This is a genomic window from Paenibacillus sp. J31P190 (assembly GCF_059692075.1).
Genome location: NZ_JCAUAS010000005.1, coordinates 245,281 through 261,529 on the forward strand (window position 1 = coordinate 245,281; position 16,249 = coordinate 261,529).

Here is a 16,249-nt window from a genome sequence, read left to right on the forward strand (position 1 = left end):
CCATTCGAGATGAGTGACCGCGTTCTTAGATGAGAGACTTTGGTCTCCGACCAAAGATCCCTATATTGTTTCGTAGTAGAAAAAAATCCCTGGGCGGGCTTATCGCTCGCCAGGGATTCATATTACGCTTCTAAAGCTGCAGCCACAGGAGCTACATCAACTGGGTATACGCTCACTTTTTTGCGATCGCGGCCCCAACGCTCGAATTTCACTACGCCTTGTACCAAAGCGAAAAGTGTATCATCCGAACCGATGCCTACGTTCGTTCCTGGATGAATTTTCGTACCGCGTTGGCGGTAGAGAATGCTTCCAGCAGTAACGGTTTGACCGTCAGCACGTTTAGCGCCAAGGCGCTTAGAGTGTGAGTCACGTCCGTTCTTTGTGGAACCCACCCCTTTTTTGGAAGCGAAAAACTGGAGATCCAATTTCAACATGGTGTTATCCTCCTTTGTGATAGATTGTTTCAATCGTTATATAGTCACCGTAATTGTCTGCAATGGTTTGTAGCATGACGACCATCGATTCTAGAATCAATTGGACCTTATTCCATGTCTCCGGAACAGATTGTGTACTTTCTGGAATTGTAACATCCATCAAGCCTCGTTCCATCTCGTGAATGGGAATTACGCCTGTCAGTGATTCAATCGAATTGTAAGTACCAAACGTTACCGCTGATACCGCAGCGCAGACTAAGTCTTTGCCAGGTACGTCATATTCAGCATGGCCTTCCACTACAAAAGATGAGATCTGAGGTGAATCCGGTGCAAGACGCTCTATGGTCACATAGATCATAAGGCTGCCTCTTACGCTTGGATTTTCTCAACTACTACTCTTGTATACGGTTGACGATGACCTTGCTTTTTGTGATAGTTCTTTTTCGGCTTGTACTTATAAACGATGACTTTAGCGCCTTTGCCGTGTTTCTCCACTTTCGCGGAAACTGAAGCACCTGCAACCAATGGAGCACCTACTACTAAGCCACTCTCTTTGGAAACCAAGAACACACGATCAAAAGAAACAACTTCACCTTCAGCTGCGTTCAATTTTTCGATGTAAAGAACATCGCCCTCTTGAACTTTGTACTGTTTACCACCTGTTTCAATAATTGCGTACATTTTCATTACCTCCTCATGTCTCAGACTCGCCTTGTCCAGGTGACGGTTAGGATAAATCCAAATCCGTGCTTAGACCCGATTCGTGCGGTTACAGCATGCCTAAACAACACACTCCGAGTATTATATCACAGAAACATTTTGTAATGCAATTATTATTTCCGCTTACGTGTCATCTCAAGCAGGCCTAGCTTGGTCCAACCGACAATAATCGTTTTGGAACGATCCTTACGAACGGCTTGTGTGATGTTCTCCATCACGGCTGCTCGATTCACTTCCGAACTCATGTCTATAAAATCAACAATAATAATGCCTCTTATATTACGAAGACGCAGAAGCCTTGGAATTTCACTCGCCGCTTCTCGATTAATATCGGTGACTGTCTGTTCTAAATCAATGGATCCGGTATACCTTCCTGTATTCACATCAATAACAGTCAGTGCTTCGGTTTGATCAAATATCAAATACCCGCCGCTAGGCAGCCAAATTTTACGCCTAAAGCTCTGATTCAGCTCTTCTGTAACACCAAATTGATCAAACAACGGTATCTTGCGGTCATAATAAGCTATACGTCCCCGCCAACTCGGCTGCTGCTTACGCAGTATCTGTTTCATCTCATCGTACACTTTGGCGTCATTTAGCCAAACTTCATGAACGTCATCCGTAATGACATCACGGGCTAATCTAGGCAGAAGATCAAGATCCTGATATAGCTGCGCAGGCGCATGTGCCTCTTCCATTTTGGATACAATGGCACTCCATAATTCTCGTAAATTTTGCAAATCATCACGAATAGCTTCTTCGCTTTGACCAATAGCACCCGTTCGTATAATAACTCCTTCACCAGGAAGCAAGCTGCCTTCGGCAAGCTGTTTGAGGCGCTGTCGTTCTACATCCAAATCAATTTTACGGGATATAGCAATATAATCAGCGTCTGGCATGTAAACGATCCAGCGGCCAGGAATGGAAATATGCGTTGTTACTCTTGCACCTTTAGTACCTTGCGGATCCTTCGTCACCTGCACCATCAACGTCTGACCGACTTCGGCGAGCTCCGTTATTGAGGGTTTAATCTTAGGCTGCTTGTCCAAGTGGACGGGTAGGAGGTCGTCTATATATAGAAAGGCATTCTTCGCAAGACCGATATCGACGAATGCCGCCTGCATGCCGGGAAGGACGTTGACGATGCGACCCATGTAGATGCTGCCTGCTCTTTGAGAATCAAGCGGATACTGCGTATCATACTCAACAAGACGACTTTCTTCAAGCAATGCCGCTTGTATAAGATCAGGTGCGCAGTGAATTATAAGTTGCTTCATACACGTTCACCTCAACAGTTATTTTACATGAAAAGATCGGAAACTGCACTCCCCGGTTTTTTCCCATCCAAATAACCGCTCACTAATTGCTGTTCCGGCAATACGGCTTGAATGCGCCCTGTTTCTCCTACGATATAGATTAAATGATATTTTTCCCGCATAAAAAGTTTCAGTGTTTCCGCCATTGTGCGATGTCTCGTAATAACAATCGGCTGCGCTAACGTCCCGCGGCTCAACAACTTGCTCATTCGGTTCCCGCGACCAATAAGAAAGCGAAAAAAATGATAGGGCAGCTGTCGATAGGCATACCAATTGGATACAAGCAAAAAAATACCGATGACTAATATATTGAGCGGGAGTTGTCCGTTGATCAGTTGGATAATAGCTATGACTATTATGGCCAGACTTAAGATCATACTGATCCATGCTGTATATAAAATCGTGTTATGGTAAGACAATAAATACCCTAATAATGACTGCATCACTTTGCCACCATCGAGCGGCATGACTGGAATAAGATTAAATAAGCCAATCATCAAATTAGCTTCAATGAAATAATCCCACCAGCTGCTTGCGCCCACATCCGCCCATTTCATCAGCAACGCAACGAGGATCATCCATACGTGCTGCAGCGGCCCAGCTAGTGAGACAATCAGCTCTTCACGAGTCGGAGCCGTTCCAAGCTCATCTACGATCAAAACTCCCCCAAAAGGCAGCAGCTGCACTTCCCGCACCCTCCAGCCAAAGCCGCTCGCCGCAGCCAAATGACCAAGCTCGTGAACCAGTACGATGCCAAATAGCGTAACGGCCTCCAGGAAGTAGCCTGTAATGGCAGAACCGATCATAATGAGTGTAAATAAGGGGTGGAATCGATACGTAGTTCCGGCCCATTTAATCAAAGCTGATCACATCCGATGGATTGACGGGATGCCCGTCCTTCGTAACGGCAAAGTACAGCGTCCCCTTCGCAGGATCCTTCTTGGAAGCCTTACCGATGGGTTCGCCAACTTTCATCCAGTCACCTACCTCAACATTGGCCTCACTCAATCCGCCATACAAAGATTGAAGACCTCCTGGATGGCGTATCACAATTGTTAGGCCCGTTTCTGCAGCTACTCCGGAGAAAATGACCTGACCTGTATCCAATGTATACACCGGTGCAAATTCAATGGTATTCAAATGAACTCCCATGTGGGAAGTTCCGTCATAACGTGTAACAATGCTTCCCTTTGCAGGGGAAAAAAAGGTGCGATTAGAGGCATTCACTCTTATGGCCTCATTCCCTTCTCGATTAAAGCTAGGAATGAATGAAGGTGAGCCGCCGAACTGGTCACTATACCAAGCTGACAGTGCATTGAAATCGTACGACTGCGTAAGTGAAGCGGTCACGAATTGCTTCCCTTTATTAGCCCAAGGCTGATTAAGCTGGAACATCCCGTAAAGTGCTGCGAACATAACACAACTAATGAACAGCTTGACCGCAATCTTACGAGGCGAAGGCGGCGCGAACAAGCCTCTTTCACCATCCCTCAGATAATCTCGCCCGACTAATGCTGTATCCATTAATAATTTTTGCTGCCATGCATACTCAGGATCCTCCATTCGCCGTTTCCATTCGGAGTCCACATAGAGCGGTACTTCGGCATGATGATGTACTGGCAACGAATTCCCCCTAAATCCAGAGGGTTTCACCGGACTTTCACTCCCGCTAGAAGCATCTGACGTTTCGCGCAAATTGCGAAGTCGTTCCATCCTTCGCTGTTTCACTTTATCTTTGACTTCCATGGAAGCCCCTCCCCATCGTTTACCTTTGTACAGCCTATGAGAAGAGGGACAAGATTATGTGGACAAAAAAAGCCCCTGACCAAAGGTCAAGGGCACTGCATTCATATACATTTAGAAAAATTCAGGTTCACGTTCCTGATGCAGCTTTACGCTCATCACGAGGCCTAGTGAAAGCATGTTAATCAGTAGAGAAGTTCCCCCATAACTGACGAATGGAAGAGTGATTCCCGTTAACGGCATGATACCTATCATCATCCCGACATTTTCAAAAATTTGAAAGACGAACATGGAAACCACACCCACCACAATATAAGCTCCGCTAAGCTGACTACTCTGGATCGAGATGAGGATCATGCGGTAAATGAGTAAAAAATAGATCAACAATAGAACCGCTGATCCGCGGAAACCGAATTCCTCACCAACGACGACGAAAATCGAATCGGAATACGCGAATGGAATGAAATTACTATGAACAGAGGTACCTTTTAGAAAACCTTCGCCTTCCAAACCTCCTGAACCGATCGCTCTTACCGCATTACGGACTTGATAATTATCATCAGCAGACACATCTTGCGGATAAAGGAACGTATCGATACGATCCATCCAATGACTAAAACCATAACCCTTAAGCATATCAAACAAGGATTGATGGAAATACTTATATAACGTCAAGAGCAAGAATCCAGCGCCAATTAGTACGACTGTGCTAAGTAAGACATGCGAGTATTTAATATTGCCAATCCAAATCATACCCAAAAGAATGATGACAAAAATGATCGCATTCCCTAGATCAGGTTGAATGAGGACCAAGATAAACGGGAGCAACACAGCCACACCGACTGGAATAATATCATTCTTGATTTGCAGTAAATCACCTTTGCGCCTTGCCAACAGAGCAGTAACAGCCACGATTAGAATTAACTTCACTAACTCAGCCGGTTGGAAGGTCAAGCCTCCAGGGAGCTCAAACCAGCCACGCGCCCCATGAATTTTCGTCCCAAAAAAGTAGACCGTAATCAAAGAAAAGATGCCGATGCCATAAAGATAGGGAGCGATTCTGATTAGTACTCGATAATCAAATAAACTGCTTGCAACGAACGCTGCGAGACCTACGCCATATAAGACGAGTATTTTCGTGATACTAACATTAATTTTTGGATGATCGATAGATGCACTGTACACAAGCATCGTACTAATGACCATAAAGGCAATCAAAATGACAACAATAGGAATATCTATATTTTTAAGTTTGGCAAGCATTGGACGATCAACCTATTCCGATAAACTTTTTCATACGTTTGACCCAGCCGCTTTTGTCCTCCAACTGCATAAGAGGCACCGTGTCGCCTAATATGCGACGAGCGATATTGCGGTAAGCAATAGCAGCGCGCGACGACGGATTCATCACGGTGGGTTCCCCTAAGTTGGCTGCTTTGATCACATGCTCGTCATCTGGAACTATCCCTAACAAATCAATGGCGAGTACCGAGCATATTTCATCAATATCCAGCATCTCGCCTTTCTTCATCATCAATGGACGAATGCGGTTAATGACTAACTTAGGTGAGGAAATTTTCTCATTCTCCAGCAAACCGATAATGCGGTCAGCATCACGTACTGCCGCGTTTTCCGGTGTGGTAACAACGATCGCTTTGTCTGCTCCGGCTACGGCATTCTTGAAGCCTTGTTCGATGCCAGCTGGACAGTCGATAATGACAAATTCAAAATCTTTTTTGAGCTCCAAAATAATATCTCTTACTTGCTCTGGCGATACGGCATGCTTATCCTTCGTTTGAGCAGCTGGCAAAAGATAAAGCTCATCAAAGCGCTTATCCTTAATTAATGCTTGCGGTAACCGGCAACGGCCTTCTGCAACATCCACAAGATCATAAATAATACGGTTTTCCAGACCCATGACCACATCCAGATTACGCAGTCCAATGTCGGTATCTACCATGCAAACTTTTTTCCCTAAAAGCGCTAGTGCCGTTCCAAGATTCGCAGATGTCGTTGTTTTACCAACGCCACCTTTTCCTGAAGTGACTACGATTGCCTCTCCCATATTTTCTCACCCCACACGCTATTTTCACATATACAACGATTATTTTACATTGATTCCGGCCAAATACGATGAAGCTGGTGTAGCTTGTCGATTTCCATTTTACCTTCTTTTACATAAGCAAATTCCATGAAAGCCTCGTCGATACCCCATTCATCCGGTGGACGGCTAATGATTCCGGCAATCCTAAGTTGCGTGGGACGCATATGAGAAGCAGCAATAATCGCTTTCTCATCGCCATCCACCCCCGCATGCGCCATGCCGCGTAGAGACCCCATTATATAAATGTTCCCTGTAGAGGTAATCGTTCCGCCAGGATTAACATCGCCTAAATATAATAAATCACCCTCGTTGTGTAGGGTTTGTCCCGATCGAATCATTCCTTTGAGCGTTGTCATAGAAACCGCAGACTCCTCCGCAGGTTCCTCTTTAGGCGACTCACTTTCGATCGATTGGATAAGCAGGTTGCCTTTTTGCCTGATGACGGACCGAATTTCTTCCTTCTGTTCTTCGGTCGCTTCTCGGCTGCCTAATTTAACGTGCACATGAATAATCGGTCCAGTCAATATTTGTTGATGCGTCTTCTCAAGCTTATGCTGCAGCTCTTGCAGCAAGATTTGCCATTCGCATGCGTCGTTAAGCAAAAAAACAAGGCCATCCTTGACCCCTTTTATCATCACATGGTGCTTTGTTACAGACATAATTGCGCTACGACCTCCCAACCTATACATTTCGGTTCATGTCCTTAATTCTCCTGCCTAGAGCCTGGAAAATTAATCTTCGTTTCCAGACGGCACAATCCGCTTTCCTTCAAGCAGCTTGCGGATGGGAACGTAGCAAATCAAGGCGATTAGCAGATTAAATAGAACACTCGGAAGCATGTAATGGGTGAGAGCAAACTTCAAATCAATATCAATGAGCTTGAACAACCGATTGATACCATAATTAATAAACTCAAACAACAGCAAACCAACGCCTGTTATGAGTAAGTTATAAAAAATCAAATTAGGCTGCCTTCGCTGCGCCAGTCCAGCCAAATAGCCAGTAAGCCCCATACCGAAGGAATATACACCCAGCATCGATCCATAATAGTTAAAGTCGTGCAATAGTCCGAACAAAAGCCCATAAATTAAAGCGGTATGACGATGATGAAAAAGTCCGATAAACAAAATGAATACAAGTGTTAAATGGGGTGTAACATTAACGTTAGATTGCCATGATGAAGGGATCAGCCACACAAGCAACGTTCCTTGCAGAATAAACAAACCGAGTAGAATGAGCCACAATAGATGTCGAATCACTTAACGGCTCACCTCATTTCACTTCCGGGACTTCGACAACAAACACTTCGCGGATATGGTTGAAAGAAGCTTTGGGCTTCACCATAACCTTGTATGTAATGCCGAATTCACCTGGACCGATAGAAGAGATTGTCCCTACCTCAATGCCTTTAGGAAATACTTGCCCCAAGCCTGATGTGATGATGGTATCCCCGATTTTCATATCGTCAGCATGTTCGACCTTGTTCATCACAAGTTCACCGGTGTTAGCATAAGACTCAATCATCCCGAAGGGTTGACTCTCATTCCCCTTCACTGTGACAGCAATCGCCTTAGAATTATTATCGGTATCATTGATTTCATTGAGTAGTTGTACATTAGAGTGGAAACCAAACACCTTGCTCACCCTGCCGACCAAACCGTCGACGGTCATGACGGCCATATTCTCTTTGATGCCATCTTTATCGCCTAGATTAATCGTGACCGTTTTGTTGTATGGGTCTGGATCAATCGTTACGACTTCAGCAATACGGTACGTATACAAGTTAGCCTGACGCTGTCTTTCTGTGAAGCCAAGAGCTTCCATTAACCGCTTGTTTTGTGATTCTAGCTCATTCAAACGCTGTGTATCTCGTGCATACTGCGTAAGCGTCAGTTTCAGCGTCTTATTTTCCTCGTAGATAACTCTTAGCTGACGGATATCTTCGAAGAAACCCGCTACCTGCGCAGCGGGCTTGTAGAGGATTCCTTGCGTCCATGATACCGAGTCTTTAACAAATTTCTCCGGCCACGTCATAGGTGCCCGGTTCCCGAGTGTCAGCCCCATCAATATAAAGAAGCAGACTAGACCGAACATCAGAAAAATCAACCTCTTGTTGCCCATAAATTTAAACAAATTAGCACCTTCTAACGAATATTAACGCTTATATCTCGAACTGGATCCTGATCTATTCTTGAACAAATGGATATTTTCCAAAGCGCGCCCCGTTCCAATCGCCACACAATCTAGCGGATTCTCAGCGACGAGTACTGGCATTCCGGTTTCTCTGGCAAGCAGACGGTCAAGATTACGCAGTAAGCCGCCGCCGCCGGTCAGCACAATTCCCCGATCCATGATATCCGCAGATAATTCAGGCGGACACTTCTCGAGAGTAACCTTCACAGCGTCAACGATCGCATTCACCGTATCCGTCAACGATTCCGTAATTTCATCAGAAGTAACGCTTAACGTTTTCGGTAATCCGGAAACAAGATCGCGTCCCCGTATTTCGAGGGTCTCGGGCTTGTCCATAGGAAGTGCCGACCCGATTTCCATCTTAAGCGTCTCGGATGTACGTTCCCCGATCATCAAATTATACGTACGTTTAATGTATTGAGTGATGGCTTCGTCCATTTCATCGCCTGCAATTCGGATGGAACGGCTCGTTACAATCCCTCCAAGAGAGATGACTGCCACCTCCGTTGTTCCCCCTCCAATGTCAACAACCATGCTTCCAGTTGGTTCCCAGACGGGAAGATCGGCACCAATCGCTGCTGCGAAAGGTTCTTCAATCGTGTAAGCTTCGCGTGCTCCAGCCTGCTTCGTTGCATCTTCAACAGCACGCTTCTCAACAGCTGTGATGCCTGAAGGCACACAAACCATCACATTCGGGTGACGCGGGAACAACCAACGCTGCTTCTGTGCTTGTCTTAAGAAGTAGCGAATCATCGTCGCGGTCGTCTCAAAATCAGCAATAACCCCATCCTTCATTGGACGAATTGCGCGAATGTTGCCTGGTGTACGGCCGATCATTTTTTTAGCGGCATCTCCGACAGCCTCGATTGTTTTTGTATCAGTACGTAGAGCAACCACGGACGGCTCCCTAACGACAATTCCTCTGCCTTTTACATAAACCAGTGTATTCGCTGTACCTAAATCAATTCCTAAATCTTTCGTAAAACCACCGAACATGGCAGTTGCTCCTTTCCTATTGCGTTATCTATTATATTACATAAAGCCTTGTTCCTTCAAACTTATGAATCTCTGATCACCAATGATAACATGATCAAGCACTTCAATACCAATTATAGTTCCTGCCTCCATAAGACGATGCGTGAGCTGAATATCCTCTGGACTTGGAGTTGGATCACCGCTAGGATGATTGTGCACACAGATGATTGAAGCACTGCTGCGCTTGATTGCCGCGCGAAAAACTTCACGAGGATGAACAATGGACGCGTTCAGGCTGCCCATCGATAATGTTTCCTGCGCAAGCAAATGGTTCTTGGTATTGAGAAATAAGCAAACGAAATGTTCTTTCTGCAAATAGCGAAGATCTTCACTCACTAAATCTGCAATATCCTTGGGAGAACGAATCGTAACTCGCTCGGCAAATGTACTCTTGGCCAGTCTGCGTCCGAGCTCAATTCCGGCTTGAATTTGCAGCGCCTTCGCATCGCCGATTCCCTTGATTTGGGTAAGCTGGTCTTTACTCATATCAACAAGGCTGCGCAGCCCGCCGCTCTCACTTAATATACGACCTGCTAGACGCAGCGCTGATTCCGACACTGTCCCTGTTCGAAGTAAAATGGCCAGAAGTTCTGCATGACTTAATGCACCTGCTCCGTATTGGAGCATGCGCTCTCTAGGTCTTTCCTCTTGCGGTACTTCTCGTAACATCAAACTTGTGACTTCCATGAATTCCCCTCTTTCATTATGTAGGTTGTGTTACTTAAACGCATCCCATTCATACGGATAAGTGCTCATAAAAACAAAATAAAGCCCGCGGATTTATAAGATCCGAGGGCTTCTAGGACAATTGCTCTTTATTCGATTGCGGGCATTCGAACGCTCTGATTTGTTCCAGCATACTGCCGATGGTATGTCCATCAAAGTATATTTCCATCTGCTTCTCTGCGTCAATGAAAACTTTCCCCATCAATAGATCCATTTTGGATGAAATGACGCAGGTCTTGTTCTCATCACCAGAGCACCAGCTCGGTTTCAAGGAACCTTGACAAGTTAATCGGTAAATTTCGCCGAGTGTTACCTCGTTCGGGTTGCAGCTAAGTATGAATCCGCCACCGATTCCTTCTTTGGTCGAAACGTAACCTGCTTTTCGTAGAAAGCCCATAACTTTACGTATACGAGCAGAATGGGTAGATACATTCACAGCAATTTCTTCGCTGGTTGCCATATGATCCGGTAAATGAGCCAGAAATACGAGACTGTGGACGGCTATTGTAAATTCGCTGTTCATGGCAAATACCTCCCTGAAGAATGCGAAGTCATGTCGCTTACTGTCATTGTAACCGTTACAGATTACACAGTCAATCTATGCGTCCTATTTTGGACATATATTCCAGCCTGGATCTGATGATTATAGAACTTGAATTTCAAAGCTTAGCAGCAGGTCACTGAGCAGAGAAAGCGGCAAACCGACCACGGTAAAATAATCACCTTCAATAGATTCCACGATCGTTGCCCCGATCCCTTGAATCGCATAAGAACCAGCTTTATCCTTTGGTTCTCCTGTGGCGATATAACGTAGAATTTGTGCGTCAGACATGATCTTCATCTTCACATGCGTCACACGATGAGAGACTACCTGCTTACCTGTAGCCGCGTCCACACAAGCAACTCCACTGTAAACCTGATGTGTGCTGCCTTGCAGTGCTTTAAGCATCCGGAAAGAATCCTGTTCATCCACCGGCTTACCTAAAACTTCATCTTGATAGACAACAACAGTGTCAGAACCGATGATGATTCCTTCTTTCTCACTGGCTTCAAGCATTTCCAAAACAGCCCCAGCTTTACGCAAAGAGAGCACCTCTACGAGCTCAGCAGGCGATATTTTTCCTTCGACGGTCTCATCTGCGCCACTCACTCGAATGATATAGGGTAAACCAAGTGATTGAATAAGTTCCTGCCTCCGCGGCGAAGACGAAGCAAGAATAAGTCTTTGTTTAGGGGAATGACTCAAAAGAAACAACTCCTAGCTGATTGTAATATTTGGCTTTCCAAAACAATCCAGTTACACCTTACGATACAGGAGGTACGCCCCCACTAATCCAAGAATACTGCACAGGTTTAGCTTCACCAAAAGGTGGAACTCATATTTCACTACTTGTAAATCGGCTTTGGGCTCCCATGAAATTTGCGCCGATTTGGTCAAAAATGCGAGAGCAGGCACTGCAGCCAGCAGCTGGCCTATGATAATCCCGGTAATTAAACCAACGATTAAAAATACGATCAATGTGAAGGTACCTTTTTTCATTCCTGTCATCCTCTCTTTATGTACAAGCCCTATTATACGGGCAGACTCTTCTTTTTTCCAAGTAAAAATAAGATAGGGTGGTGATTCTTACCAGCTTACAACGTAAGCCCATCCTAGTAAGATAGTTAGCGGAGGTATTTCAACTTATGACTCTACTTAAAAGACTTATCCTTTTATCCTTATTGCTTACATTTGCATTTCCTTATCAAGCATTCGCTTACAAAGTTGTCCTCGATGCCGGACATGGCGGAAGTGATCCTGGAGCAACCGGTATAAACGGTCTGCGTGAAAAAGATGTCAATTGGGACATCACCCAGAAGGTAAGGGACGAGCTAGTCGCAAAAGGTTACGAAGTTGTCTTAACAAGAACAGATGACTCCTATTGGTCTCTCGCACAGCGCGTCGAATTTACAAATACTCTGCAAGCGGATTTATTCGTATCTATCCACGCCAATGCGCATCCGGACGGTAAAACGAAAGGAACTATGGTTCTCTACTACGACAATAATTATCCACAAGAAGATTATCCAGCAAGTGAAGCAATGAAACAATTAACTCCGTACAGCAAAGACCTCGCACAGCGTGTTTTGGATTCACTCGTCGCTGCTGCCGGAACCAAAAACCTAGGTCTTGTTCCAAGCGCTGTTTATGTAGCCAGAATGGGAACCATTCCGAGTATTCTCGTAGAAACCGCCTTTCTCAGCCAAACAAGCGATGCAGCTTTGCTAGCAAGTGACTCCGTTCGGTCTAAAATGGCTGCAGGTATTGCGGATGGTATCGCTGCCTACACGCCGCCCTTGTTCACAGATTCACTTGGTCATTGGGCCAGAGAAGCGATTTTGCGGATGAAAAATAAGGGGATCATTGAAGGCATAGCTAATCGTTATGAACCGGAACGTGCTTTAACAAGAGCAGAATTTCTCACATTAATGGATCGGGTGTTTACGTTCAGCAAATTGAAAGCTGTCTGCGAGCCGGGCAAAACCGTGACATCTATCGTTTATGGCTGCCAAGCTGCCGCTGAGCAAAGTTACAAAGACTTGCCGTCTTCTCATTGGGCAAGCCCCGTATTTGACAAAGCCAAAAACTTAAACCTCTTGCAGGGCTATTCCGATGGAACGATCCGACCCGATCAATCAATTACGAGAGGTGAAGTCGCTTTTCTCTTCGATCGTCTTTTACAAATGTCGTCTTCCACAACGAATAACCTGCCTGTTGCAGCAGCATCTGCATCTTTCAACGATGTACCTGAGACACTATGGAGTGCTAAAGCGATTTATGCGCTAAGAAATATGGGCATCATTGATGGTATAAGTGATACCGCGTTTAAACCTAGTCAGACCATTACACGTGCAGAGATTGCTGCCATGCTCAATCGCTACTACCAAGGATAAACGACTCCGTCGTCCTTCAGGGATGAGCGTGTTTGTCAAGGTAGCTGCGAAGCAAAAGTATAAAACTTATACTTTCTTATCTACAAATAAAAAGCAGTGTGTCCAAACTCCTGAGAGTTTTGGGCACACTGCTTTTTCGTTAGGATACACTGATTTTCTTAAGCAGCTCTCTCTGAGCAATAATGTACTGCATCATGGACGATTGAGCCTGCCAAAGCATAGCCGTAGAAGGACTCTTCTTGTACTCTTCCATCGATTGAACCGCACTGTTGATCGATGTGGTCATTTTTTGCAAGAATGCCTTCGTGTCATCGCCTACCCCCTCGCCTAGAGAGGCCGACAATGTCGTAAGCAGCTGATGGGAAGTGCGAATCGATTGCAGCGACGTTTCAGCAAGCGGGGTTGGCTTCGTTTCAGCCAAATGAACCAGCGCTAAACCATTGATCGTATTCACTAGTTTATCACCTTCACTAATGAACGTTGGAACCGACTCCGGTTTCTGACCGCTCCAACGAATCCCTGTGGCCGCAGGGATATCCACATTTTTCATATAAACCTCAATGGTTTTATCCGTTGTTTGCAGTTGTTCTCTTAATGCGAGAGCGTCATCTCGGTTTTTGGCAAATCCGACGAATACGGTTAGCTTATCTGTCGTGTCAAGCGCAGTGCCTAATCCTTTCTTCTTCAGTGTATCTTGGATAGCTTGAGCTCCCTGTAAAGTACTAAATACACCGTTTTGAAGAAAAGTATACGATTTCGCAGGAATTTGAACCGCTGTGACAGCAGAGGCAGACGCCGGAATAGCAGGCGCTTGATCTGTAGTCGTTTTAGTTGCTCCTGTTGGCGCTTTCGATGGTGCTGCTGCTTGTACATTGGGTGAAGGAACTGTTATCGTATTCTTAATCGATGCCGTATCTTTGGTATCACGATCGCTTGAAAACATGGAGAGAACAAAGAAACCAAACGCAATCCCCGTCACCACCGCTCCTGCCACTGATGTTGCAATTCGAATCCAAGGTGTACCCGTTGATTTCGCGTATCTGGCACCTGTCCCCGGTTCCTTATATGGTTCCTTAGACGTCCAGGAAGTCCACTCATCCCGATCTCTGTCAGAAGTAGGCTCAGCTCTCTCTGTTGACGGATTTCTAACAGCTGGATTCTCTCGGGCTGCCTGTGACTCACGAATGATGCGTTCCACTCGCTCACCTTCCGTTTCAATCTGACTATTCCAGCTTCCAAAGTCCGTCGTGAACGTATTTAAAGCATGTGGTTCAAATAAATGTTCGACTTGCTCCCTCTCCGCTTGATGATAAGGAGTCACCTCATCCGACGTAGGACGGTCAATCGTAGAATCTATAACCTTAAATTCTTCCTGATAGAGTGGTATCACTTTCTCCTCTTTATCTGGTACTCGCGATGCTCTACGGTTGGATTCCGAGCTTTCTTGCGGATCGAAACGGTAGGTTATTCTTGCTTTATTCTTGTTCATCTCTCAATCACTCCTCGTAAAATTTATTTGGAAACGGGCATAGCGCCGCGTCGTCTTGTCCAAATCTTCTGTTACTAGATTATGATTGAGAGAACCCCATTATGTTTCTTTCAGCAAAAAAAGACCGCCTCCAGCCATTTGGCTTGCAGCGATCTTTCTTCTAACTAGTCAATTCGTACTTTTTACGCAGCGATTTCGCTAAACCATCAGCTGCTTTCCAGATGTCGCCAGCCCCCATGGTTAACACCAAGTCACCAGGCTGCACATGCTGAATCAAATAAGTGAGTACCTCATCCCGAGTTGCAATATGTTGAACATTCGGGTTGCTGTTGCTGCGGATCAATTCAACCAGTTTAACTGAATCTATTCCCTCAATTCGCTGCTCGCCGGCAGGTGAGTAAATATCGGTAATAATAACCTCATCAGCTTCATCGAATGAACGGCTAAACTGTTCAAATAAATAATAGGTTCGTGTATAGCGTTGGGGTTGGAATACAGCTATGATGCGTTTCCCTGTTGCTTTGGCTGCGGAAATCGTTGCTTGAATCTCCGTAGGATGATGCGCGTAGTCATCAATAACCAACATGTTTGCAACTTCTCCCAGCACTTGGAACCTACGCTTTGCCCCTCGGAATTCCTGAATAGCTTCTGCAATTTGCTCGAAAGAAAGCCCTGCTTCCAGACAGGTGATAAGCGTCGCTAAGGCATTATATACGTTATGTTTACCTGGTACGGACAAGCTAACCTGACCGAGTGTAGCCCCTTTGAACTGTACAGTAAACGTAACCTTACGGTCGCCTAACGTAATATCGCTTGCGACATAATCAGCCTCAGTATCTATGCCATACGTAATAACTTCGCTTTGAATTTGCGGAATCATTTCACGTAAGAACGCATCATCATGACAAACAATAGCTCTCCCGCCAGGTCTAACTTGACTGAGGAATTGCTTATAAGCTTTCTTCAAATTCTCGAAATCACCATTGTAATTCTCCAAGTGATCCGCTTCGATATTGTTCACAAGTGCGAGAGTTGGGTGATATTGAAGGAAGGTTCCATCACTCTCGTCCGCTTCTGCCACGACGAATTCGCCCTTGCCAGCTTTGGCATTACTGCCTACATTCATGATCTCGCCACCAATGATATAGGTCGGATCAATTCCGCAAATCTCCATGACTAAAGCAATCATTGATGATGTTGTTGTTTTGCCGTGGGCTCCAGCTACCGCAATGCCTTTGCGTTCATTCATGAGCCGAGCAAGCATTTGTGAGCGATGAATAATCGGAATATTCAATTCTTCCGCAGCTTGCATTTCTACATTGTCTTTGGCTAAAGCGGTTGAATACACAACCAAATCGGCCCCTGACACATTCCTAGCTTCATGTCCGATGAAAACTTGCGCACCCTTCGCTTTCAGCTTTTCTGTAAGCTCTTGCTGTGCCAGATCGGAACCAGATATCCGGTATCCCATTTCCAGCATGACTTTGGCAATGGCACTCATGCCGTATCCGCCGATGCCAATAAAATGTACGTGTTCTGCTTGACTCACGCCGTT

At 45.3% G+C, this 16,249-nt stretch carries 19 protein-coding genes and 1 other annotated feature; of the genes, 1 reads left to right on the forward strand and 18 read right to left on the reverse strand.

What is annotated here, in order from left to right; all coding sequences use genetic code 11:
- Positions 1-122: 122 nt before the first annotated feature.
- The 16 genes from rpmA to AC58U0_RS12775 form a co-directional block, all read right to left on the reverse strand.
- Positions 123-434, reverse strand: a complete 312-nt coding sequence (gene rpmA / locus AC58U0_RS12700) for a 50S ribosomal protein L27 (RefSeq protein ID WP_029194675.1) — start codon at positions 432-434, stop codon at positions 123-125.
- Between the two features lie 4 nt (positions 435-438).
- Positions 439-792 carry a ribosomal-processing cysteine protease Prp gene (locus tag AC58U0_RS12705; protein ID WP_497379373.1) on the reverse strand — a complete coding sequence of 118 codons (354 nt, stop codon included), beginning with the start codon at positions 790-792 and terminating at the stop codon, positions 439-441.
- A gap of 11 nt (positions 793-803) precedes the next feature.
- Positions 804-1,115, reverse strand: coding sequence for a 50S ribosomal protein L21 (rplU, locus tag AC58U0_RS12710; protein WP_029194673.1), 312 nt, complete (start codon positions 1,113-1,115; stop codon positions 804-806).
- A 12-nt stretch (positions 1,116-1,127) separates the two neighbouring features.
- Positions 1,128-1,215: a sequence feature (ribosomal protein L21 leader region), on the reverse strand.
- 52 nt (positions 1,216-1,267) lie between these two features.
- Positions 1,268-2,431, reverse strand: coding sequence for an Rne/Rng family ribonuclease (locus AC58U0_RS12715; protein ID WP_497379374.1), 1,164 nt, complete (start codon positions 2,429-2,431; stop codon positions 1,268-1,270).
- A 23-nt stretch (positions 2,432-2,454) separates the two neighbouring features.
- Positions 2,455-3,330, reverse strand: coding sequence for a M50 family metallopeptidase (locus tag AC58U0_RS12720; protein WP_497379375.1), 876 nt, complete (start codon positions 3,328-3,330; stop codon positions 2,455-2,457).
- A complete protein-coding gene (locus AC58U0_RS12725; protein WP_497379376.1) occupies positions 3,323-4,216 on the reverse strand; it encodes a peptidoglycan DD-metalloendopeptidase family protein in 894 nt (297 codons plus the stop codon). The genes AC58U0_RS12720 and AC58U0_RS12725 overlap by 8 nt, the downstream gene beginning before the upstream one ends.
- Before the next feature lie 111 nt (positions 4,217-4,327).
- The gene (locus tag AC58U0_RS12730) at positions 4,328-5,476 is read right to left on the reverse strand and encodes an FtsW/RodA/SpoVE family cell cycle protein (protein ID WP_497379377.1); all 1,149 of its coding nucleotides are present in this window, start codon (positions 5,474-5,476) and stop codon (positions 4,328-4,330) included.
- 7 nt (positions 5,477-5,483) lie between these two features.
- Entirely contained in the window at positions 5,484-6,278 is a 795-nt protein-coding gene (gene minD / locus AC58U0_RS12735) for a septum site-determining protein MinD (RefSeq protein WP_057306153.1), read from the reverse strand.
- A 44-nt stretch (positions 6,279-6,322) separates the two neighbouring features.
- Positions 6,323-6,976, reverse strand: coding sequence for a septum site-determining protein MinC (gene minC / locus AC58U0_RS12740; RefSeq protein WP_057306154.1), 654 nt, complete (start codon positions 6,974-6,976; stop codon positions 6,323-6,325).
- A 72-nt stretch (positions 6,977-7,048) separates the two neighbouring features.
- Entirely contained in the window at positions 7,049-7,576 is a 528-nt protein-coding gene (gene mreD, locus AC58U0_RS12745; RefSeq protein ID WP_047675983.1) for a rod shape-determining protein MreD, read from the reverse strand.
- Between the two features lie 13 nt (positions 7,577-7,589).
- A complete protein-coding gene (mreC, locus tag AC58U0_RS12750; protein ID WP_497379378.1) occupies positions 7,590-8,450 on the reverse strand; it encodes a rod shape-determining protein MreC in 861 nt (286 codons plus the stop codon).
- Between the two features lie 21 nt (positions 8,451-8,471).
- A complete protein-coding gene (locus tag AC58U0_RS12755) occupies positions 8,472-9,506 on the reverse strand; it encodes a rod shape-determining protein (protein WP_497379379.1) in 1,035 nt (344 codons plus the stop codon).
- Between the two features lie 36 nt (positions 9,507-9,542).
- The gene (radC, locus tag AC58U0_RS12760) at positions 9,543-10,232 is read right to left on the reverse strand and encodes a RadC family protein (RefSeq protein ID WP_047675978.1); all 690 of its coding nucleotides are present in this window, start codon (positions 10,230-10,232) and stop codon (positions 9,543-9,545) included.
- A gap of 112 nt (positions 10,233-10,344) precedes the next feature.
- Complete coding sequence (locus AC58U0_RS12765; protein WP_057306156.1) at positions 10,345-10,794, reverse strand: RrF2 family transcriptional regulator; 450 nt, start codon at positions 10,792-10,794, stop codon at positions 10,345-10,347.
- Between the two features lie 120 nt (positions 10,795-10,914).
- A complete protein-coding gene (locus AC58U0_RS12770) occupies positions 10,915-11,517 on the reverse strand; it encodes a Maf family protein (protein WP_497379380.1) in 603 nt (200 codons plus the stop codon).
- A 51-nt stretch (positions 11,518-11,568) separates the two neighbouring features.
- Entirely contained in the window at positions 11,569-11,811 is a 243-nt protein-coding gene (locus AC58U0_RS12775; RefSeq protein ID WP_047675969.1) for a DUF4321 domain-containing protein, read from the reverse strand.
- A gap of 146 nt (positions 11,812-11,957) precedes the next feature.
- Between AC58U0_RS12775 and AC58U0_RS12780 the strand changes: the two genes are divergently transcribed.
- Positions 11,958-13,205: an N-acetylmuramoyl-L-alanine amidase gene (locus AC58U0_RS12780; protein ID WP_497379381.1), complete on the forward strand. Its 1,248-nt coding sequence runs from the start codon at positions 11,958-11,960 to the stop codon at positions 13,203-13,205.
- 139 nt (positions 13,206-13,344) lie between these two features.
- Here the strand turns inward: AC58U0_RS12780 and AC58U0_RS12785 are convergent, their stop codons facing one another.
- Both AC58U0_RS12785 and murC read right to left on the reverse strand, forming a co-directional pair.
- A complete protein-coding gene (locus AC58U0_RS12785) occupies positions 13,345-14,694 on the reverse strand; it encodes an SPOR domain-containing protein (protein WP_497379382.1) in 1,350 nt (449 codons plus the stop codon).
- Between the two features lie 160 nt (positions 14,695-14,854).
- Positions 14,855-16,243, reverse strand: a complete 1,389-nt coding sequence (gene murC / locus AC58U0_RS12790; RefSeq protein ID WP_497379383.1) for a UDP-N-acetylmuramate--L-alanine ligase — start codon at positions 16,241-16,243, stop codon at positions 14,855-14,857.
- Between the last annotated feature and the right edge of the window lie 6 nt (positions 16,244-16,249).

What these genes read in the sequence shown, in the direction of transcription:
- AC58U0_RS12775 (WP_047675969.1), bottom strand. Translation starts at nt 11,811, where the DNA reads ATGAAAAAAGGTACCTTCACATTGATCGTATTTTTAATCGTTGGTTTA.
- minD (WP_057306153.1), bottom strand. Translation starts at nt 6,278, where the DNA reads ATGGGAGAGGCAATCGTAGTCACTTCAGGAAAAGGTGGCGTTGGTAAA.
- AC58U0_RS12785 (WP_497379382.1), bottom strand. Translation starts at nt 14,694, where the DNA reads ATGAACAAGAATAAAGCAAGAATAACCTACCGTTTCGATCCGCAAGAA.
- AC58U0_RS12715 (WP_497379374.1), bottom strand. Translation starts at nt 2,431, where the DNA reads ATGAAGCAACTTATAATTCACTGCGCACCTGATCTTATACAAGCGGCA.
- AC58U0_RS12755 (WP_497379379.1), bottom strand. Translation starts at nt 9,506, where the DNA reads ATGTTCGGTGGTTTTACGAAAGATTTAGGAATTGATTTAGGTACAGCG.
- AC58U0_RS12705 (WP_497379373.1), bottom strand. Translation starts at nt 792, where the DNA reads ATGATCTATGTGACCATAGAGCGTCTTGCACCGGATTCACCTCAGATC.
- rpmA (WP_029194675.1), bottom strand. Translation starts at nt 434, where the DNA reads ATGTTGAAATTGGATCTCCAGTTTTTCGCTTCCAAAAAAGGGGTGGGT.
- minC (WP_057306154.1), bottom strand. Translation starts at nt 6,976, where the DNA reads ATGTCTGTAACAAAGCACCATGTGATGATAAAAGGGGTCAAGGATGGC.
- AC58U0_RS12765 (WP_057306156.1), bottom strand. Translation starts at nt 10,794, where the DNA reads ATGAACAGCGAATTTACAATAGCCGTCCACAGTCTCGTATTTCTGGCT.
- AC58U0_RS12725 (WP_497379376.1), bottom strand. Translation starts at nt 4,216, where the DNA reads ATGGAAGTCAAAGATAAAGTGAAACAGCGAAGGATGGAACGACTTCGC.
- AC58U0_RS12730 (WP_497379377.1), bottom strand. Translation starts at nt 5,476, where the DNA reads ATGCTTGCCAAACTTAAAAATATAGATATTCCTATTGTTGTCATTTTG.
- radC (WP_047675978.1), bottom strand. Translation starts at nt 10,232, where the DNA reads ATGGAAGTCACAAGTTTGATGTTACGAGAAGTACCGCAAGAGGAAAGA.
- AC58U0_RS12780 (WP_497379381.1), top strand. Translation starts at nt 11,958, where the DNA reads ATGACTCTACTTAAAAGACTTATCCTTTTATCCTTATTGCTTACATTT.
- rplU (WP_029194673.1), bottom strand. Translation starts at nt 1,115, where the DNA reads ATGTACGCAATTATTGAAACAGGTGGTAAACAGTACAAAGTTCAAGAG.